Annotated in this window: 15 protein-coding genes; all 15 read right to left on the bottom strand. The window is 51.3% G+C overall.

Features of this window, described 5'->3' with window-relative positions; genetic code table 11:
- Positions 1–76: 76 nt before the first annotated feature.
- Positions 77–856: an alpha/beta hydrolase gene (locus D7M11_RS03875; protein ID WP_158606414.1), complete on the bottom strand. Its 780-nt coding sequence runs from the start codon at positions 854–856 to the stop codon at positions 77–79.
- Positions 857–1,056: 200 nt separating this feature from the next.
- On the bottom strand, positions 1,057–1,524 hold the full coding sequence (locus D7M11_RS03870) for a ParB N-terminal domain-containing protein (protein WP_120745850.1): 468 nt from the start codon (positions 1,522–1,524) through the stop codon (positions 1,057–1,059).
- Between the two features lie 65 nt (positions 1,525–1,589).
- Positions 1,590–2,147, bottom strand: coding sequence for a TRM11 family SAM-dependent methyltransferase (locus tag D7M11_RS38005; protein WP_420817638.1), 558 nt, complete (start codon positions 2,145–2,147; stop codon positions 1,590–1,592).
- A gap of 337 nt (positions 2,148–2,484) precedes the next feature.
- Positions 2,485–3,216 carry a CD3324 family protein gene (locus tag D7M11_RS37890; protein ID WP_193556097.1) on the bottom strand — a complete coding sequence of 244 codons (732 nt, stop codon included), beginning with the start codon at positions 3,214–3,216 and terminating at the stop codon, positions 2,485–2,487.
- A 192-nt stretch (positions 3,217–3,408) separates the two neighbouring features.
- The gene (locus tag D7M11_RS03855) at positions 3,409–4,293 is read right to left on the bottom strand and encodes an AraC family transcriptional regulator (protein ID WP_120745848.1); all 885 of its coding nucleotides are present in this window, start codon (positions 4,291–4,293) and stop codon (positions 3,409–3,411) included.
- Positions 4,294–4,337: 44 nt separating this feature from the next.
- A complete protein-coding gene (locus D7M11_RS03850; RefSeq protein ID WP_120745847.1) occupies positions 4,338–5,891 on the bottom strand; it encodes an FAD-dependent oxidoreductase in 1,554 nt (517 codons plus the stop codon).
- Between the two features lie 229 nt (positions 5,892–6,120).
- Positions 6,121–7,974, bottom strand: coding sequence for a DUF4838 domain-containing protein (locus D7M11_RS03845; RefSeq protein ID WP_120745846.1), 1,854 nt, complete (start codon positions 7,972–7,974; stop codon positions 6,121–6,123).
- A gap of 46 nt (positions 7,975–8,020) precedes the next feature.
- Positions 8,021–9,838: a right-handed parallel beta-helix repeat-containing protein gene (locus D7M11_RS03840; RefSeq protein WP_120745845.1), complete on the bottom strand. Its 1,818-nt coding sequence runs from the start codon at positions 9,836–9,838 to the stop codon at positions 8,021–8,023.
- A 231-nt stretch (positions 9,839–10,069) separates the two neighbouring features.
- Positions 10,070–10,612, bottom strand: coding sequence for an HD domain-containing protein (locus D7M11_RS03835; protein WP_120745844.1), 543 nt, complete (start codon positions 10,610–10,612; stop codon positions 10,070–10,072).
- 213 nt (positions 10,613–10,825) lie between these two features.
- Positions 10,826–11,224, bottom strand: a complete 399-nt coding sequence (locus D7M11_RS03830; protein WP_158606413.1) for a GNAT family N-acetyltransferase — start codon at positions 11,222–11,224, stop codon at positions 10,826–10,828.
- A 67-nt stretch (positions 11,225–11,291) separates the two neighbouring features.
- On the bottom strand, positions 11,292–11,951 hold the full coding sequence (locus tag D7M11_RS03825; protein WP_120745842.1) for an HAD family hydrolase: 660 nt from the start codon (positions 11,949–11,951) through the stop codon (positions 11,292–11,294).
- Between the two features lie 238 nt (positions 11,952–12,189).
- The gene (locus D7M11_RS03820; RefSeq protein WP_120745841.1) at positions 12,190–14,424 is read right to left on the bottom strand and encodes a helix-turn-helix domain-containing protein; all 2,235 of its coding nucleotides are present in this window, start codon (positions 14,422–14,424) and stop codon (positions 12,190–12,192) included.
- 56 nt (positions 14,425–14,480) lie between these two features.
- On the bottom strand, positions 14,481–16,109 hold the full coding sequence (locus tag D7M11_RS03815; protein ID WP_120745840.1) for an extracellular solute-binding protein: 1,629 nt from the start codon (positions 16,107–16,109) through the stop codon (positions 14,481–14,483).
- A 39-nt stretch (positions 16,110–16,148) separates the two neighbouring features.
- On the bottom strand, positions 16,149–17,069 hold the full coding sequence (locus tag D7M11_RS03810) for a carbohydrate ABC transporter permease (protein WP_120745839.1): 921 nt from the start codon (positions 17,067–17,069) through the stop codon (positions 16,149–16,151).
- A gap of 16 nt (positions 17,070–17,085) precedes the next feature.
- A complete protein-coding gene (locus D7M11_RS03805) occupies positions 17,086–17,997 on the bottom strand; it encodes an ABC transporter permease (RefSeq protein WP_240040944.1) in 912 nt (303 codons plus the stop codon).
- Between the last annotated feature and the right edge of the window lie 37 nt (positions 17,998–18,034).

Below are 18,034 nucleotides of genomic sequence, written 5' to 3'. Positions count from 1 at the left end.
AAAAAAGCATGTCGAAATAGACACACTTGTTGTTCTCTGCGCATCGTTTTTTCGCTTCGGAATCGGATTGCCGATCCTATACCGGGAAAACGTCGTGCAAAAATTGCCGGACATGATAAACGGCTTGCTGCTGTGCTTCCGTTGTCACTCCATAACCGAAACCATGTCCGACTCCCTTCAGCACGACAAGTCGAGCATCACCGCCAGCTTCCTGCACAGTTCGGCAATAGGTTTCGGATGCCTCTAGCGGCGTAACGGTATCACCGTCGCCGTTGATCACGAGCATCGGAATCGTTGTTGGCTGCGGCAAATCGATCGGCGAAGCCGTCAAATACCGTTGGTTGGCGTTCGTGTACGGCTCCCCCATCAATTTCGCATAGGATGCCTTTTCCTTCTTCAGATCGGTGACGGGGCAGTATGCCACAACCGCACGCGGAAGCGTGTCATCAGTTGCCAACTGCGCGCTATGACCGAGCGGGCTGCCTGGAGGGACTAGCGCCAACAGGAGTGCCAAGTGTCCACCGGCCGAGGAACCAAACGAGACGATACGCTCCGGATCCAGCTTCCATGGTCTGGCGTTCTGCTTCATGTAGGCCATGCCGAGGTGCGCGTCCTCTAGTTGTGCCGGAAACGTACTGTGGCCGCTCAACCGGTAGCTCATCGAAGCACATGTGTAGCCTTCGCTGCAAAAAAACGCGGCCAACGAGTGAAACTTCTCCTTGTTACCCGCTGACCACCCTCCCCCGTGGATGAACAGAATACCGCCTTCGGTTTTGTTTTGTTCCGGCACGAACACATCCATATACCGGAGCCCATCGTCTACACCTGCATACGGGATGTTGGCATACGTCTTCATCGCATTCACTCCTGCCTGTTTCGAAAATGGAACACTCCAACGGCTCGCCTGCTGTTGAGCAGTTGGAGGTGAAGCCAGTTTACCATGTCCTTCCATCCTATACAACGACGTAACGCTGTCCAGTTGTAATAAAATTGGACAAAATGCGATAAGGATGCTGTGCATTTTCAATCGATTGCTTGGTAGCAGCAAAACAAGAGCTAATAGCATTCGCGCAAAAAGTTCAAAATGTTTTCCACGCTATCGTCATCCCAGATGATGACCCAATATGCCCGGATACCGGCCCGTTTAAGTGCGGCTGTGCGCCGATTGCCGTCACGGACGCTTAGTCTGCCTTGATGATGTACAACAATTGGAGGCGGGGCATCCCAGCCGCTGCGAAACATTTGTTCATATCGACTCACTTTGTGCTCCCAATGATCAACAGATGAATAATACTCCATGTCAGGTTCGTTTTCGGGTCCGTGGCAGCGCTGCAAACGATCCACATCTACAAGAATGGGCCCGACCCAATGTCTTTGTCGCAGCTTCAGGCCCTCTGACAGTTTCGGGTTATGACCCGCTGAATTCAAGTACAAGTGAATCCAATCCTCAATTTGTCCGCGATCGGCAACTATTCGGGCTTCGGTTGCGGTATATTGAAGTCGTTCAGGCAGCAATTGTTCCATGGCTCATTCCCCCATTATGTTTGTTCTGTCCTTCGACTGCCCCATCTAGAATACAGCCAGCCCTATTAGGGGCTGGTCTTTCGTATTTCATAAACTTTAAGATGAAGGCCATGAAGACTAAGCTCGCACACGGCGTTTCGGTACAATCCGTTTTCCCGAGCTGCCATTGTCAGTTCCTCGTGACAGTCCGTAAGCACCCACAACTTTCCGTTTGGTTTCAAAATTCTTTTGGCTTCAGCCAGAAACGCGGCATAAAGATGACGCAAGTCTTCTACCGCAATCTGCCTGTTCCAAGGAGGATTGGTTACGATACAATCTATACTTTCGGAGCGGGAGGGCGTTTGCCTCGCATCGCTTTGAAATACAATGGCTATTCCCTCGCAATTTTGCTCCGCTGTCCATATGACCTCTCGCTTATAATCGCTTGCTAATATTTTTCTGGCGGGAAACAGCGCGCGTTCTTCCGGTATCGTTCCCGAGCCGCAAAACGGATCATAAAACACATCGTTTGGACCCGGCTTGCTGATTCTCACGAGCCCGGCTGCTACGGTTGGTCTGATGCTGCCTTGGGTGAAGTAGCGGGTATTTCCCCTATAACGGAACTGTGCGTCCGTCCATTTGATAGATAGCCTACATAAGGTTCCGTCGAGATCGGCGCGAATCCATAAGGAAGATTATCGGCGCAGCGAAGTTTTTGCAGTCGGCTTATTTCTCCGAACGCTTGAAATACGACTTTACCTCGCTCTAAAGTCATCGCCCGTATAACTATGCCAAGCTCATTGATTTCATCTGCCAGAAAGGTTCCAAGCCAGGTGTTACCGTTGCGAAAAAGTATGTCTGTACCCCGTATTTTTGCATGAGCTCCCTCTATCCCCGGGTAACTGATTACCTGACTAATGATAGAGGTGGAAGACTCTGAAAAATATGACTGGAATGAGTTAAGTTGTTCTCGACAGAAACTTATAAATAGACGGAATAGTCCTTTAGAAAAAGCTCGTGGCTCGTTTTTTCCGAAATCCAGATGATAACAGGGTACTCCCTCACCTCGGCTCGCCTCAACGCTTCAAACAAAGGATTGTTGCAATTGATTTCAAACTCGCCTTCTTCAAAATTAATGATTAGCGGCGGTGTATCTTCGTTGTGCAGGATTTTATCCGCCCAACATGCGACTTTATTCTCGAAAACTACGGGATGTACCTTCCATTTCATATGCGCCTCAGGTCCGCTAGATCGAACGAATAACGATAGCGGCATCAGGATTGGACCCAAATAATATCTGTAAAGCAGCCGCAAGCCATCGGAAAAAACTTTGTTACGGCGGTCAAACAGCAAGTAAGTATGAATCCATTCTTCCAGCATCCCTGCTTCCGAATACTCCATGGATGACTTTATAGTTGGATAATACTCCAATTTGTTCGAATTTTTTTTGGAGTACACTATTTTTTTGATCGTCTCCTCGGAAAGAAAAAACTCTGCGGAAAGCTCGCGAATGTCGACGCCATGAAGAAACTTGTTCAAGATGAATTGATTGCGCCTGACAAGAAATTGGCGATATCCGGAAACCTCGCCCCAGCCCTTCTTTTCATTGTTGAGGGGAATATATAACAGTTTGCCTGCTGCATACTTCTTCACTTCTTCCAACAGATGTTCCGGTAAAACGTCACCCGCATTTTCGTATTTTATAGCGATCACCTCCCTGATCCAACATCGAATTGATCGACTCCCCCGCCTCCCGGTTTCCCTCAACCTTACAATAGATACTTGACGATTTCTTTGGAACATACTGTTTTAAATTTACTTTCCTGCAATTGCCAAACAGGCCGCCGATCGTATCGGCAGCCCGCGTCATGGCTGGTACTTTGTTTGCTCAAAACCAAATCCGCTTCAGATGCGTGCTTGGACGGACTTCGCATATTCCGACGGGGCAGTTCCCGTCCACTTCTTGAAGTCTTTCGAAAAATAATGGATGCTGCAATAGCCGAGCAGCTCGGCGATCTGCGAATAATTGTATGTTTCTTCGCGGATCAGCGCCTTTGCTTTGGCAATTTTCAGCTTGCGGACATACTCCATGACACTGTAGCCGGTCGAACGCTTGAAGACGGTGCCGAGATGCGTACGGCTGAGCGCAAACTTGCGGCAGATGCGGTCGAGACAAAGCTCGGAAATGTCCGTTCGTTCGATGTAATCAACGACTTTTTGCGCGATATCGGTTTCCTGATGCTCCTTTTGAACAGAGGAAAGCTTGCCGTCCCCTGCCGAAGAGGCGTTGTGGCGCAACAGGCGAATGAGCAATATTTCCAACTGATTTCTCACCAGCTGCTCCCGTCCGATCGACGAGCGGGATAAACGGACGGCGGTCTCCTGCCGGCGAAACGGCGCAACAGGCTCAAGGGGATACAAGCCTTCCCTGACGATATCGGCCAGCAAGCGGCGTTCGGCATCGCCTAGACGGAAGGGGGATCTCGGCAGATCGTTCATCGCCTTCGATGCGCATTCGAATCCGACAATTAACAGACTGGGCGGCGTGCGAGCGTGTGCCGTGCCGCCATGCCGTTCCCCGGGCGGGTAAAACACAATGTCCCCTTGTTTCAACTGCGCCGCCCCTGTGCCCGAAACCACGGCGAATTCGCCCTTGTCGACGTACATCATCTCCCAGTAAGGATATGGCTGATCTTGGCTGGAAAACTGCTTCGGAAGTTCCCGGTAATGGAAGGTTACCATGTTGTCGATTTCAATGACGCGATCCATCTTCTTCATCGCCAATTCCATTTCAACGTTCCCCTTCCTAGATTATGCGTGTGAACCGGCGTGTCTCAGGACCAATCCAATATTTGTCCGTCCCTCAGCAGCCGTTCGCGAAGCTTCCCATAATCGACGTCCTGGACGGCGCTTTGCCCTTCGAGCGCCAATGCGGCAGCCGTCGCCGCCGACTGTCCCAATATCATAAACACCGGCTCCATCCGGATCGAGCCAAACGCGATATGCGAGGCGGACAAACAGACCGGTACGATCAAATTGATGCATTCGTCACCTTTCGGCACGATCGAACGGTAAGAAATCGGAAACGGTGCGACCAGCGCGGTTTCCACATTGCCTTCGTTGATGCAGCGCCCGCCCACGACAAGTCTTCGACAGTTATGGGAATCCATCGTGTAGGCGGCCAGACCGACCGAATCCGCGACCTTCTCGAAGCTGCGGCAATGCCGCTCGGTCATAACGACATCCGATATCATCCGCCTCGCTTCCCGTATATAAAGCTGCGGCGTCCAATTTCCGCTCTGCACGTATTCGTCGGCGGGAAGCCCCCATGTCGCCGCTTCTTGGCGGATGGAGAGCGGCACCCTGTCGTCCTGGTTCAGGAAATAAAGCATCCCCAAATTGTAGTTGTAGTGCTCCTGGAATAACCGTTCCCGGGTCGCATAGTCGCCGTCCGGCCATTCGTAATTGCGTCCGATAAAATCGGTGGATACGGCGCCAAAGTTGTTCAAGTCCGTCTTGCGCGTCGGCTTCATCATTTTGTGCAGCCTGAGCGCGTCCCATATGCCGGACTGGATGTACCGGGCGAGTAAAGCGTAGTCGTCCGGATCGTAATGCGGGGGCTGCGGAAACGGCAGCCTGTTGTCCGGATCGTCCGTCAGGCATATCCGGAAATTGTAGGCCTGCACGCAGGAGTCGCCCTGACCTTGCGCCATCGGCTCGGCATCGGTTACGCCGCGCAGCAGTCCGCTGTCCGGCTTGCCGGGTACGACATACGGATCGATCCATGTTTTGAAGTTGTGGTTCGGGTGGCCGAAGTGAACGCCGTTCAGGGTCTCCTTGTATACTTCGTTCGCTTCTCTGCCGACGTGATACGAGACGCCTGCCATCGCCATCAAGTCGCCCTCGTACGTGGCGTCGATGAACATCCCCGCTTCGAACGCGTCGCCGTTTTCCATGACGATACGCTTGATGCGTCCGCCAACCTTATCGACCCGCTGCAAATGACGCTCGGTATATACGGCCACCCGAGTCTCCTCCAACCATTCCTTGTATATGCGGGAGGCGATCTTCGGCTCAAACAGCCAGTGCGTACCGCCGTTTTCGTCCGATCCGTAGTGAGTCCCAAGAGCGCGGTAAAACTCGCGGGAAATGCCGCCGATTGCTCCTTTGTTGCCGATGTCCGTAGCCCCCAGCCCGCCGGTCGTCAAACCGCCGATGTGCGAACCGAATTCCGCGATGACGACGCTAAGCCCCAATCGCGAAGCTTGCACGGCTGCGGCGATTCCCGCGGAGGACGCCCCATAAATGCATAGATCCGCCCGGATCGTTTGCGGATTGGCGGAGGCCGGTGTCGGTTTGTAATACTTGACAGTATGGAAGTCGGTCATGAATGTGGTTCTCCTTCTCTTGAATGAAAGTTAGGTTTTACTTATATTCAGTATACTTTCATTTTTATTATTATTTTAGTTGCAATTTTGTTTCATTTTAAAAAACAATTCGTACCATAGTTGATGCGTTTTGTGCTCGAGAATCTCCAAAAAAAGAGATTGCATCCGCTTTTGGCGGAATGCAATCTCTTCGTCGTTGCGAATAAAAGCCAGATACCGCGTAGAACCATTACATGCCGAGCACTTGCTCGTCCATCTCTTTGCCGCCGGGACCGCTCGAGGTTTGCTCGTCCCAGCCGGTCGTCCGGCTTTCATGGGTCGGTATCCCTCTCAGTTGCTCGAATTCGTTCAAGGTGCCGAGCCAGATGACATGACGCTCGGACAGCTCTTTTCTGAATGCATCCAGCCGCTCGCGCAGCCTAATGAATTCGTTTTTCGTTGCGCCGCTCGGCCGGCTCTTCTCGTACCCGTAGCGGACAACCTCGCGGGTCCATTCGACATGCTTGAGCCCGTCGCGCAGAAATGCGACGCGTGCGCCTGCCTCCCCTTCGCCACTCGCAAGCTCCTCCGCGCGATTCAAAATCGCCCGCGCTTCATTCAACACGTCATCGGTCATCAAATAAGGCAAAATGTACCAGCCACCATTCAGCGTCGAACGGGGCAGATCGAATTGAGCGGCCAGCGCCTCATAACGGCCCTTCGGATACAGCTGGATGTTAAAGCCCGCTTCTTCGGAAAACCGCTCCCAGTAGCCGAGATAATCCTGGATCGCGGGCGCCGCTTTACCGAAAGCGGACGTATATTCCGCAATGACGTCGTCGACGGATAAATCCGGGCGTGCCGACAGTCGCGCGATCAAGTAATAATTCGGACCTTGTGTTCCCCAATAGCCGAACATCGTATCGAAATCGAAGCCGAGCATCCCGCGCCGCTCCGCGAATTTGAAAAACTCGCCTTGCGCATGCAGCGGCAGGTTGGGCGAGATCGCGCCGGAATGCCACCAGTTCGGCCGCAAAAAAAGCTTCGCTCCTGCGTCAAACCAGCCTTTCCACTGCTCGTAGTCGTTGTAAAAGCCGACAATTTGCAGCACAAATCCATCCTTCAGCGTTATACCCGGAGGCGGAGGCGATTTGTAGCAGCTATACGCAAAGGTAGTCAAGGTGACGTCGGGGCGGATCGCCCGCATTTTATCGATCAGCCGGTTCCAGAACTTGACGTAACGCGCCGTTAGCTGGCCTTCGGCCCGCCATATGGCCGTCACGGATTGGCCTTGCGGAACATCCATCGCGAGGCAGCCCGGACTTACGCAAAAACCGCTCCCGTCGTTAGGCGATACGTTCCAGTTGGCCGGTGTTCCCGCCTCCCGCCATTCCCGGATAATCGCCTCGTCGACCGCTTCGTTGCTGATATCCAGCTTGATCCGGCCGGGCTGTACTTGCTGCTGACCTTCGGGCGGATACGCAAAATAGTCGGGGTGCTCTTCCCCGTATTTGTCCCACCATTTCGTAAACGCATGTCCGAACGCATAGGTAGTGCGGCTTCCCATCCCGTGCAGACGGAGCCAATGATGGCCTTCCGGCGGAGCCGACTTGCGCACGCGTAACTGGCGCATTTCCAGCTCCGGCCGGGAGGTTATGTCAAGTTCCGGCAATGCGATGCTGTCCGTTCGAGGTACGAAGGTGCCCAAGTCGCCCGGCCAAAGCCAGCGAACACCCATATGCCTGTCGAGAAAATAGGCGACCGCCCATAAAATGGCGTCATTCGAACCGCCCGAGAACAACAACCGATTCCCTTTGGAAACGATGCGATATGTCTCCTGAACCTGGTTGGCCGTTCCTTCGTTACCGGATTCATCTTCCATCAGCGGCCCGGGACCGATTTGCACATAAACAAACCCTTCGGGGACGTTTCGCAGCTCGTCCGCATCGACGATCGGCAACGCGGCCCCAGTCGCTCGGAGGATATCGGCTTGAAATTCTTTGACCGCCTCTTGACCAAGGTTACCGGCGGACCTAATGATGACCGCTTGCGCTTTCCCTTCCTTCACCAGATAATAGGAGCTGGTATTCTCGTTTGCCATCATCCATCAATCCTTCTATATGGAATATAGGGTTTCGCGTTCGACTGCTTTACGGCATCGGAGCAGCGGCGACTACCGCATAATTGCCCGCTCCGACAAAACGGTCATGCGGTTTGTCATTATCGTACAAATTCCAGGACGTGTTGCCGGTTGCCCGGGCGTTGCAGTCTTTGTCGATCGATACCCCTTTCATTTTGTAAACGGCGCCCGGCGAATTGAACTGCGTATTGTTGTTGAAAATCGCCACCGATGCCGCGTCGCGCATATACAGCCTGACCGAAACGCCTCCCGAAGACGCCGTCGACTCGGACACGTTGTCCAGGAACACATTGTCCGATATGATCACCGAGAGAATATTGTTCTCTGAGCTGGCCGCCGGATAACCTCCGCTTATGCCGTAGCTGGCGTTGCGGACAAATTTGTTGCCCGTGATCAACAAACCGTCGATTAAAGTGTACATGACGAGTCCGATACTCGTATTATCGATGAACAGGTTGCCGCTAATCGTATCCACATTTTTACGGACCATTCGCATGCCCGTGATATTCCCGCTGAACGTGTTATGGGTCACCAATACGTTCGTATTGTCCGCCGCGTCCGCATTATTGTTGAAATTCAGTCCCGTTTTGTTTTTGGCTATCCGATTGCCGTCCACCACCACGTTTTGGCTGCCGCTGCCTCCGACGGTTACCCCGTACGTACCCTCATTGTTCTCGATCGTGTTGTTGCGGAGCACGATGTTTTGACAGCTGCCGTACCAGCCTTTGTTCGGCTCGATATCTACACCGGCTTTCGGAGCTGTGCCTTGAATTTTGCCGGCATCGCTGATGCGGCAATTCGAAACCGTTACGCCGTCCGCCGCCACGATCGAAATGTTGTTTCTGCGGCAATAGGTAAGGACGCAAAAATCGATGAGGATCTGCTTGCTGACCGCAACCGAGCCGGTAGAAGCGGGACCGGAGTAAATCCCGCTCACGTATATTCCGTCGGTCATCCCTTCCGTAAACGCGCAATGGCGGATTTGGACATCCTCGCATTTGACAAGGCTCAGGCAGGAATGAAAGCTTTCCGCGCCGGAATGCGCTTGCCTGCCAGACAAGTTACCGTTCAGGACAAGCCCTTCCAGGCGAATATGCCGGCAGTTTTTCATAAGCATGTTGCTGAACTTCATGTCCCTGTTCTGGATGTCCGGCGTGCCGTCCTTGAATCTGAGCGTTGCCCCAGAGGACAATATGGCGATATGATTCCGGTTCTCCAGTATAATTCCTTGGCTTGCCAACGCATAAAATGACGCCGTCGATGGAATGATCAGAGTCCCCCCGCCTGCCGGTACCGCATCGATCGCGGCCTGAATGGCGGGAGCGTCATCCGTTATCCCATCCCCTGCAGCGCCGAACCACGAAACGTTCATCTCGTTACCCGCGACGATTCGCTTGAATCTGGCTCCGCCGGTCGAGACCAATACGGTTCCCGTATTGTCCAGGGATGAGGAATCTGCGGAGTCGTAATAGAAGCATCCCTCCTTGCCGGAGTCGCTAACGTAGTACACTTCATCTTCTTCGGGAACTGTTAGTTGTCTGAGTTCGGCTATCGTAACCGAAATGACAAAACTAGCGTTCAGCAGCTTGGGATGATGTTTCTTAGGCCCATTGCCGTATACGTTATCCGTTACCCCGTCCGTACCGCCGCTCCCCAATACGACACCGCCCAACCCCAGCATTTCCGCCGTGGCCGCGGCGGCCCCCGCCACCCCGAGCGCAGTCAGCAATTTTCTTCTACTCAGCTTGAGTCCGGTATCGGGCCCGGAAACCGGGAGGTTGATCCCGCCTCCGCTTTGCATATCCGATTCGTTTCCATGTGTAGACATTGCTTTTCCCTCCTATGAATAGAGCGTGATTAATGTGAAAAGTCCGGCGTTAAGGTCATTATATCGATGACGGCATAACGTTTCTTTGGTTTTTAGCACGACGTTTTTGTCTTTTAACCCGAAAAAAACGGTGAAGCTTGCTTTAAAACTGATCATGCCAAAAACCCCAAATCTGCTTCTTGCGGACTTGGGGATACTGATTTCAGTTTCTAGGAGAAAGGATTAGCTTGCTTACTCTGGTCTCAACCCTTCACGAAGATCGCGGATAAAATCGCTCGCGAACCGCTGCATTTCGAGGTAAACAGGTTTCGCTTCCGGTAAATAGCACTCCCCATGGCCAAGAACATTTTGCTCGAAATAGTCGAGAGTCTCTTCCAAGGTTTGCCCTCTAGCCGTCCCTGTACATAAGGATTTAACGATTAGATAGGTTTTGCCGCCTTCGATCATATGGGCATCGTGTAACAGTTTTCCTTCCAACGTTTGCGGGATTTCGTCCTTTTGCGATTCCCATGAAACTGTAACGATTTTTTCGACCTGGTCCGCATGTAATCCCTGCTCGGACAAGTACTCTCTTATTAAGTCTTCTCTCAGGTAAACAAATCCATGAAAATAACACCCGTATACAATTACATCTTCATCCGTGATTTCGGGGTAAAATTTCATCAGTTTCTTTGCCGAGAGGATGATCCTTTCAATATGACTCAAATCATGCATGATATCCTTGTCCCTATAGAACGGGCTGACAAACACTATAAGACTTGTATACTGAATCATTTCTTTCACCACCTGCCATAATTTATAAAAATTGTTTCTATTTATATTACTATAACGGAGATCGCAGCGCGGATAGTTTTTAACAACTATCGATTTTTCAACAAGACGTTCCGCAAAGTAACCGGCAAAACGGCCAGGGAATACCGGAACGAGGCCTTGTCAATGAAATCGCTGCCAGAGGACGAAGAGGCGGCATCGCGTTAAACAACGAGACTATAAGATCTTTTTCAAGCGAGGTCCTATTGCGCTAAAACCTTCCCTGACATAAAAGTCAAAGGTTTTTTGCCAATTTGATTGGTTCGGTGCTCCAACTTCGATTCGCTTCCATTGTCGGCTAACGCCATAATCGACTACTGTCTTTACCAGTTTGTGGCCGATATGCATAGAACGCATTTCCGGTTGTACGTATAATTCTTGAATGATTCCAATCAAACCACCAGCGTATACTGCTCTTACTTGTGAAACAGATATGATTCCAATACATTCTTTATTTTCTGAAAAAGCTAGAAAAGCGATGTACGAATCCGTAGTCATGCACTCCATCACTACACTGGTTAAAGAATGCTCCTCAACACTTGATCCTCTTAGTTCTGTCAGTAGTTTCGCTACCATCGAGGCAATCCTTGGGGCATCATTGCTATTCGCTCTCCGTATTTGAATCATTTTTCCTCACCTTTTTCTAGCAAAAATGCTTAATTAATTTGGGAATATCCATCAAATTGTCGCAACATGCAGTGGGATATGGATCATAGTTTTTAGTTTTAAGGATGGTATACATACCGAGTTCCATCGCTGGAATAATATCGGACTTCAGATTATCTCCAACAAAAACCGAACATTCGCTCGATGACTTAAGTTTAGTTAAGGCGAGGTGAAAAATTGCATGGTCAGGCTTCTTTATATGAATGGCACCTGATGTAAGGATCTCATTGAAATAATCCAAAATCCCTAGAGCGTTAATTTTGTTTCTTTGGTAGAAATCCCTGCCATTTGTGATTACTCCGAGCTTATAGCTTTGTTGCTTTAATGTTTCAAGCATTTGGTGTAGTCCAGGAAATCCGACACAGTCATTATGAAAATTATTATTCAAATCATCAAGCAAGACCGTGCTTAAACTCTTCTCAATTTTGAAAATGTCCGCTAACTTTTCAAAAACTTCTTCTTTGGGCATCACAATATGGTTTAGTTCAAAAAATTTATCTACAAAATCTTGTTTGTCGGAAATAAATCTTACCAATGAGAACTCTTCATATTGGTATTTTGCGAAGTTGATTAATGACTGATCTTTATCAAGCAATGTTTGATCCAAATCAAAAAGTACTGTATCGATTTTTTTCAAAGTTTGTACCTCCCTTTGACATCCCTGACAAGTTTGTCACCCCCTAAGCAATTATGAGGCACACTGTGAAATAAATGAAATAAACAAATATACGTTATAACATAGATCATTTCTATATCTTTTCGCAACAACATTTTAAGATAACTCCCGATAGATGAGAAAAACAGCCGATCGTAAAAACCAGCTGCCTCCCTATTTCTTTCTTGAGCTAGCTGATACGGGTCTAATCTGTTTTTCGCTATATACTAAGAAGCACGTATTCATCCGGCTTGATCCCTTCATAACGGACGAATGCCCGCTTGAAGGAATAAACGTTTTCGTAACCGACCAACTGGGCGATATGACCGAGCTCGCCCTTTTTCTCACGGAGCAGCTCCTTGGCAAGCTCCATTCTAAGCCGGCACAAATAATCGTAGAAGTTTATGCCGGTCACTTCCTTGAACATTTTCGATACGCCGGAAACCGACAGGTGGAACTTTTCCGCCAGCTTCTTCAGCGACATGTCGGCGCTCGTGTAATGGCTGTTCACGTATTGAAGCAGATCGTTCCCCCGCTCCATCGCCGATGGCGTGTTCGAATAGCGGATCCGCTCGCATATCAAGGTGCCGACCTCGTACACATACCCCCACAGCCCATCGGCGTTATTCTCCCTTAGCTTACTGGCGAACTGCCGTGAAACCAACTCGGCATCGATATTGAGCTCGTTCAGCACCCGCAGCATCGTCTCCATCATAGACGAGATCAGCTTGGCGATGCACGCTTCCGACAGCTGCCGACTCTCGTTCTCCTCGCGGATTTCGTCGACGATCTGCATCCACGTGTCCAGATTGCCGATCTTCAGGTTATTGATCAGTTGCACTTCCCAATCCGTAGGATAATAATATTCGATCGCGGGCACGGAACCGTCGGCTCCGCCATCATTTCCATTGGAGAACAGCAAGTAATGTAGCTTCTCGCTGGCAACGTAGTACGACTTGCTGATGCCGAGCAGCCCTTGCTCGATCGTTCCCCATAGCACCTCGGGCTTGCTGCCGCAGTTAGCCCGGATGTCGGCCATCACCTCGGACGCGATGTCGCGGATTGCGCTTTCGCCGCCGAATGGCGCCCCAGCCGAGACGATGATCGCCTTTTCCGCATTCGTGACCTCGAACAGCTGGTAATCGATCCGGCGCGCACTCATACTCTTTTCGACGGCCATGAAGGCGATAATTTCGATTTTGCGGATCGCCTCCATATCGAAGCTTTCGTACACGGTCCGGAAATCAATCAGCATCGTGCAGAAGTACGTCTGTTCCGTATAGCGTAGTCCGATCTGCATCAGCCGTTCCGCCTGCTGCTCTTCCTTGAAGTATCCCTTCAGCAGCCGGAGCAGCGTATTGGACCTGGCCGCGCTTTTGTAATCCTGCACCGCTTGCTGCAGCGATTCGTTCTCGTTCAGCAGCCGGTCGATCGACGTTTCTATCAGATTATACTCCGATACAAGCCCTTTCCCGTTACGGAGCGGATCGATCCCGGCCCGATTCGACAGCTTGTGGAGCAGGATGCCTAATGGCCGGTAACTCAGCTTCGCGAGGACATACGCCGACATCGTGCCGATCACGATCGAGACCGCGGCCGCCATCAGCGAAGCGAGCATACTGTCGATGCCGATCATCCGTTCGCTGGGATAGGAGATGACGTACTCCCATTCGCTCACTTGCGAGGAAAGCGCGAACGTATCATACTCCTCTCCCGGCCGACCGGAACTTTCATCTCCGCCGCCGTATTCAAATACAGGCATGCCGTTCGCCATCACCGACAAACCGGCCGGCCCCGTCCCTCCCATATATTGGCGGAGAAAGGACGACATGTAAGAGCTGTCGATAAACAGCGCCAGTACGGCCCGCGGTTCGTTGACGACCTCCAGGCTTTGAAGCACGGGAACGACGGTCTTTGCCTCTCCCCACAGCTTCATCTCCACACGCGGCAGCAGCTTGAGAATATGGTATTGCAAGGCGGTGCTCCACAGCGTGCTGCGCGGATCGGAGTCGAATGACGCCACCTTGGTGAAAAAATAATCCGAATCATAAACGCCCCACGGCGAAACGACGATCCGCTTTGCCGGATATACGATGGAGGCGAACGAGGCTATCCCCGAGCCGTAGGCGGCGTTCTGTAGATCTTTGCGGATCTCCAGATCTTTCAGCAGATCGATTTCGTTATCGTAAACGTCAGCGTCCAGCATCAGCTTTTTCGCCCATGCCTCATCGGCGTATACTTCGCCGATGCCTTTGAGCATTTTCAGCTTGTTATCTACGCTATCTGCGATCCGCTTCGCGTCCTCCCGATGCTTGTCGTACATTCGTCGCTGTTCCTCCGATGCGCCTTTGTACACATTGATCGCGCAAAAGATGAGAATCGGGATAATCAGAATCGCGGTATAGGATAAGAACGTTTTGCGAAACGTGCCGCCGCCGAGCCGGTTACGGGCCATAACATCTCACCTGCCTAAAGATCGGTTATTGTGTGTACTATTCTTGACGAATCGCTTCAGTTGAAGCTGTTGTACCGGTCATGCAGCTGCTGGTCGATTTCGATCAGGCGGTCGAGTCCCAGCTTTTTCAGCTCCGCCATGTACGTGTCCCATTGATCCAGCGATTTCTGGCCAAGCGCCAGCTTCGTCGCCAGCTCTGTCGAATACGTCGTCAAATTGGTCAAAATTTTCGTCTTCTCCTCCAACTGCTTGTCGTCCGGGATCGCCAAGTAATTTTGGTTCATATTGACGAAGTAAGGCTTATACTTCAGCATCTTCAGCTCGTGCTCGGCTTTATACGCCGGAATCTGCTTCAGTTCGAATTCTAAATTGGCGAACTGCACCCGCGGGAAGACGGTGTCGCCGAATAGCGGACTGCCGTTCACTTTTCCCGCTTTAGCTTTTTCCTCGTCGGAGCCGATGTTGATATACATTTTCGAGCCGTCGGTGTCCCTTTTGTACGTGTCCCCTTCAATGCCCCAATACAGCAGGTCGGCATACTTCTCAGAGTAAATCATATCGAAAAAGCGGATCGCCGCCTCCGGGTTTTTCGCATCCTTCGTAATCGCATATTTTTGCCAGACGAGATGCGGCGGCTCCAGCTGCGCGGCCGGAGTAATGCCGTCCACCGCCTTAAGCGGCATGAGAGGGAGATATTCGCCGCTTTTCATCTGCTGCTCCCTCAGCATACCGAGGTTGTACTCGTGCGAGGACGCGACTTTGTTTTCCGTCACCTTCTGCAAAATCTGCTCTCCCTTGGCGCCGATCAGGCTCGTATCCAGAATGCCCGCCTTCACCAGCTGCTGAATAAACGCGAAATAGTCCTTGACTCCCGGCTGGTACCACGGGGAAACGACTTTTTTGCTCTCGACGTCGACAGCCGTAATGTCGGTGCCAAGGCCGAACCATTGGGCGATCGCTCCCGAGAAATTGGACGGGTCATAGACGAGCACCTCGTCCGCCTGTCCGTTGCCGTTCGCATCCCGTTCGCGGAACGCCTTCAGCGTATCCATATACTCCTTGGCGGTAGTAGGTACTTTCAGATTCAGCTTATCGAGCCAGTCTTTGCGGAGCGTCATCGTCAGCGCCACCGGCGCGAGCTCCTTCTCTTTATACGTCTTGATATGCAGGTTGCTGAACCAGTACATTTTACCGTCGGGGGACGTCGTCGTTTTTTTCGCGAACGGGAACAGTTTCGTGTACATATTTTTGATATTGCCGTTGCTGTATTTGTCGATCAGCCCGTTCAGGTCGACGATGACGCCCTGCTTCGCCAGATTCAGCAGCGTCGTATTGTCGAGCGCGGATACGTTTACAATATCGGGCAGCTTGCTTCCGGAAGCCATTCGCGTTTTGATCACAACGTTGTACTGTTCGTTCGGAACGAGCTCGTATTCTGGCTGCAGGTTAGCCTCGTCCAGCATCTTTTGCACTTCTTTCCACACCGGATACTTCTCGCGGTCCTCGAAGCGGATATATTTGTTCGAGCCGGACGGCCCCAGCATGCGCAGCTTCACCGGTTCACTTCCGTTTGCGCTGCCGGCTTCGCCGGACTTGCCGTCCTTGTCGTTGCATGCCGCTAGTGGAAGTACGGTCAGCAGAGCGGCGGCGGTCATAGCGATCCATTTTCGTTTCGTCGGAATCATGGGCAAATCCTCCATCGCTTGTTATCGTAATTGTGAAGCCTATTCTTTTAATGAGCCGAGCATGGCTCCTTTGACGAAATATTTCTGAAAGAACGGATAGGTAAACAAAACCGGCAGCGTCGTAAAGACGATAATCGAGTATTTGAGCTGCAAATTCGTCAGCATGTTGGCGGCGGCGCTGCGAGCATCCTCCATCGAGAGCATCTTCAGATCCACCGTCTGCTGGACGACTACGCGATACAAGTACATTTGCAGCGGATGCAGCTTCTCGTTCGGCAAATATACGAGAGCATCGAACCAGTTGTTCCAGATCCCCACTATCGTATAGATCGCAATGACAGCCATAATCGGTTTTGAAACCGGTATCATAATTTTGAAAAGCAGCTGCAGATGGGAAGCTCCGTCCACAAATGCCGATTCCTTGAGCGAATCCGGTATCGTCTGGAAATAAGTGCGGACGAGAATAATGTTCCATATGCCCACGGCTCCGGGGATGATGATCGCCCCCATCGTGTTGTACAGGCCGAGCTTGTTGACGAGCAGGTAAGCGGGAATGAGCCCTCCGCCGAAATACATCGGGATCAGCAAATACCTCACGAGCCATTTCCGCCCAACCAAGCTGCGCACCGTCAGCGGATAAGCGCCCAGTACGGCCATGAGACAATTTAGCGCCGTCCCGCATGTCACATACACGAGCGTGTTGAGATAAGCGCGCCACATTTTCGCATCGCCGACAATCAGTTCGTACGAGCCGAGGAAAAATCCTTTCGGGTACCAGAACACGTTCATCGCCGCCACTTCCGAAGGCGAACTGATCGACATGATCACGACGAAGTAGAACGGATACAGCGTCGCCAGACAAACAAGCAGCGCCAGTATATAAAAGATAACATCCATCGCCCGCGAGCCTTGCCGTATGGCATATCCGGTTTGCCGGTTGCGTTTCAGTGCTGGGATCATCCTGTTCGCGGCCTCCTTACCATAAGGCGTAATCGCTGTATTTGCGGCTTAAAGCGTTTGCAGAAAAAAGCAGCGTAAAGTTCAGAATACCCGTAAACAAACCGATAGCCGCTCCTGAGCTAAAATTGCCGCCTAGCAAGCCGTCGCGATACAAATAAGTGCCGATGACGTCCGCCGTTTCGTACAAGGACGGGTTGTAGATCAACATTATAAATTCGCTGTTGGCCGAGAACAAGCTTCCGATCGCAAAAATTAACAAAATGAAAATGGTCGGACGAATCGACGGCAGCGTAATCCTAAGCATCTGCTGAAACCGGTTCGCCCCGTCGAGCCTGGCGGCTTCGTACAGATGCGGGTCGATGGACGACATCGCGGCCAAGTACAAAATGCTGCTCCAGCCGAACGATTTCCAGATCGTCGAGATCGTGTAGATCGCGGCAAAATATTTCGGTTCGGTACCGAACGCTATCGCCTCTCCTCCCAGCCATTTGATGAACGAATTCACGATCCCCGCCGGGTCAATGAAGGATAACACCATCCCGGCCACGACAACGTTCGAAATAAAGTGCGGCAAATAGCTGGATGTCTGGACAAACTTTTTGAACAGACCGCTGCGCAGCTCGTTCAGCAGCAAAGCGAACAGGATCGGCACCCAAAACCCGAAAATCAGGAAAAAAAAGCTGAGAACAAACGTATTGCGCATCAGTCTCGTAAAATAAGGGCCGGTAAAAAAATCGATAAAATGCTTGAACCCGACCCAATCGACGCTTCCGTCAAACGACAAAAACGGTCGGCCGGGATAATAATTTTGAAATGCGATAATGATTCCGTACATTGGAATGTAGGAGAAAATAAAAATGTGAAGCAGAACAGGCAGCATGATCAAGTATAAATGTACGTTATCGCGCCTTCGGACGCGTTTCAGCATCAAAGGCCCCTCACTAGCGCTCATTGGTCTCCCCTTT

The organism is Paenibacillus ginsengarvi (assembly GCF_003626695.1).
Classification (GTDB): domain Bacteria; phylum Bacillota; class Bacilli; order Paenibacillales; family NBRC-103111; genus Paenibacillus_AB; species Paenibacillus_AB ginsengarvi.
The sequence above is the reverse complement of the archived record's forward strand: the minus strand, read 5'-3'. Positions and strand labels throughout refer to the sequence as shown.

Bases quoted from the DNA above. Each gene is read 5' to 3' on its own strand.
- D7M11_RS03875 (WP_158606414.1), bottom strand. From the start codon at position 856: ATGAAGACGTATGCCAACATCCCGTATGCAGGTGTAGACGATGGGCTC.
- D7M11_RS03870 (WP_120745850.1), bottom strand. From the start codon at position 1,524: ATGGAACAATTGCTGCCTGAACGACTTCAATATACCGCAACCGAAGCC.
- D7M11_RS03855 (WP_120745848.1), bottom strand. From the start codon at position 4,293: ATGGAATTGGCGATGAAGAAGATGGATCGCGTCATTGAAATCGACAAC.
- D7M11_RS03850 (WP_120745847.1), bottom strand. From the start codon at position 5,891: ATGACCGACTTCCATACTGTCAAGTATTACAAACCGACACCGGCCTCC.
- D7M11_RS03845 (WP_120745846.1), bottom strand. From the start codon at position 7,974: ATGATGGCAAACGAGAATACCAGCTCCTATTATCTGGTGAAGGAAGGG.
- D7M11_RS03840 (WP_120745845.1), bottom strand. From the start codon at position 9,838: ATGTCTACACATGGAAACGAATCGGATATGCAAAGCGGAGGCGGGATC.
- D7M11_RS03835 (WP_120745844.1), bottom strand. From the start codon at position 10,612: ATGATTCAGTATACAAGTCTTATAGTGTTTGTCAGCCCGTTCTATAGG.
- D7M11_RS03830 (WP_158606413.1), bottom strand. From the start codon at position 11,224: ATGGTAGCGAAACTACTGACAGAACTAAGAGGATCAAGTGTTGAGGAG.
- D7M11_RS03820 (WP_120745841.1), bottom strand. From the start codon at position 14,424: ATGGCCCGTAACCGGCTCGGCGGCGGCACGTTTCGCAAAACGTTCTTA.
- D7M11_RS03815 (WP_120745840.1), bottom strand. From the start codon at position 16,109: ATGATTCCGACGAAACGAAAATGGATCGCTATGACCGCCGCCGCTCTG.
- D7M11_RS03810 (WP_120745839.1), bottom strand. From the start codon at position 17,069: ATGATCCCAGCACTGAAACGCAACCGGCAAACCGGATATGCCATACGG.
- D7M11_RS03805 (WP_240040944.1), bottom strand. From the start codon at position 17,997: ATGCTGAAACGCGTCCGAAGGCGCGATAACGTACATTTATACTTGATC.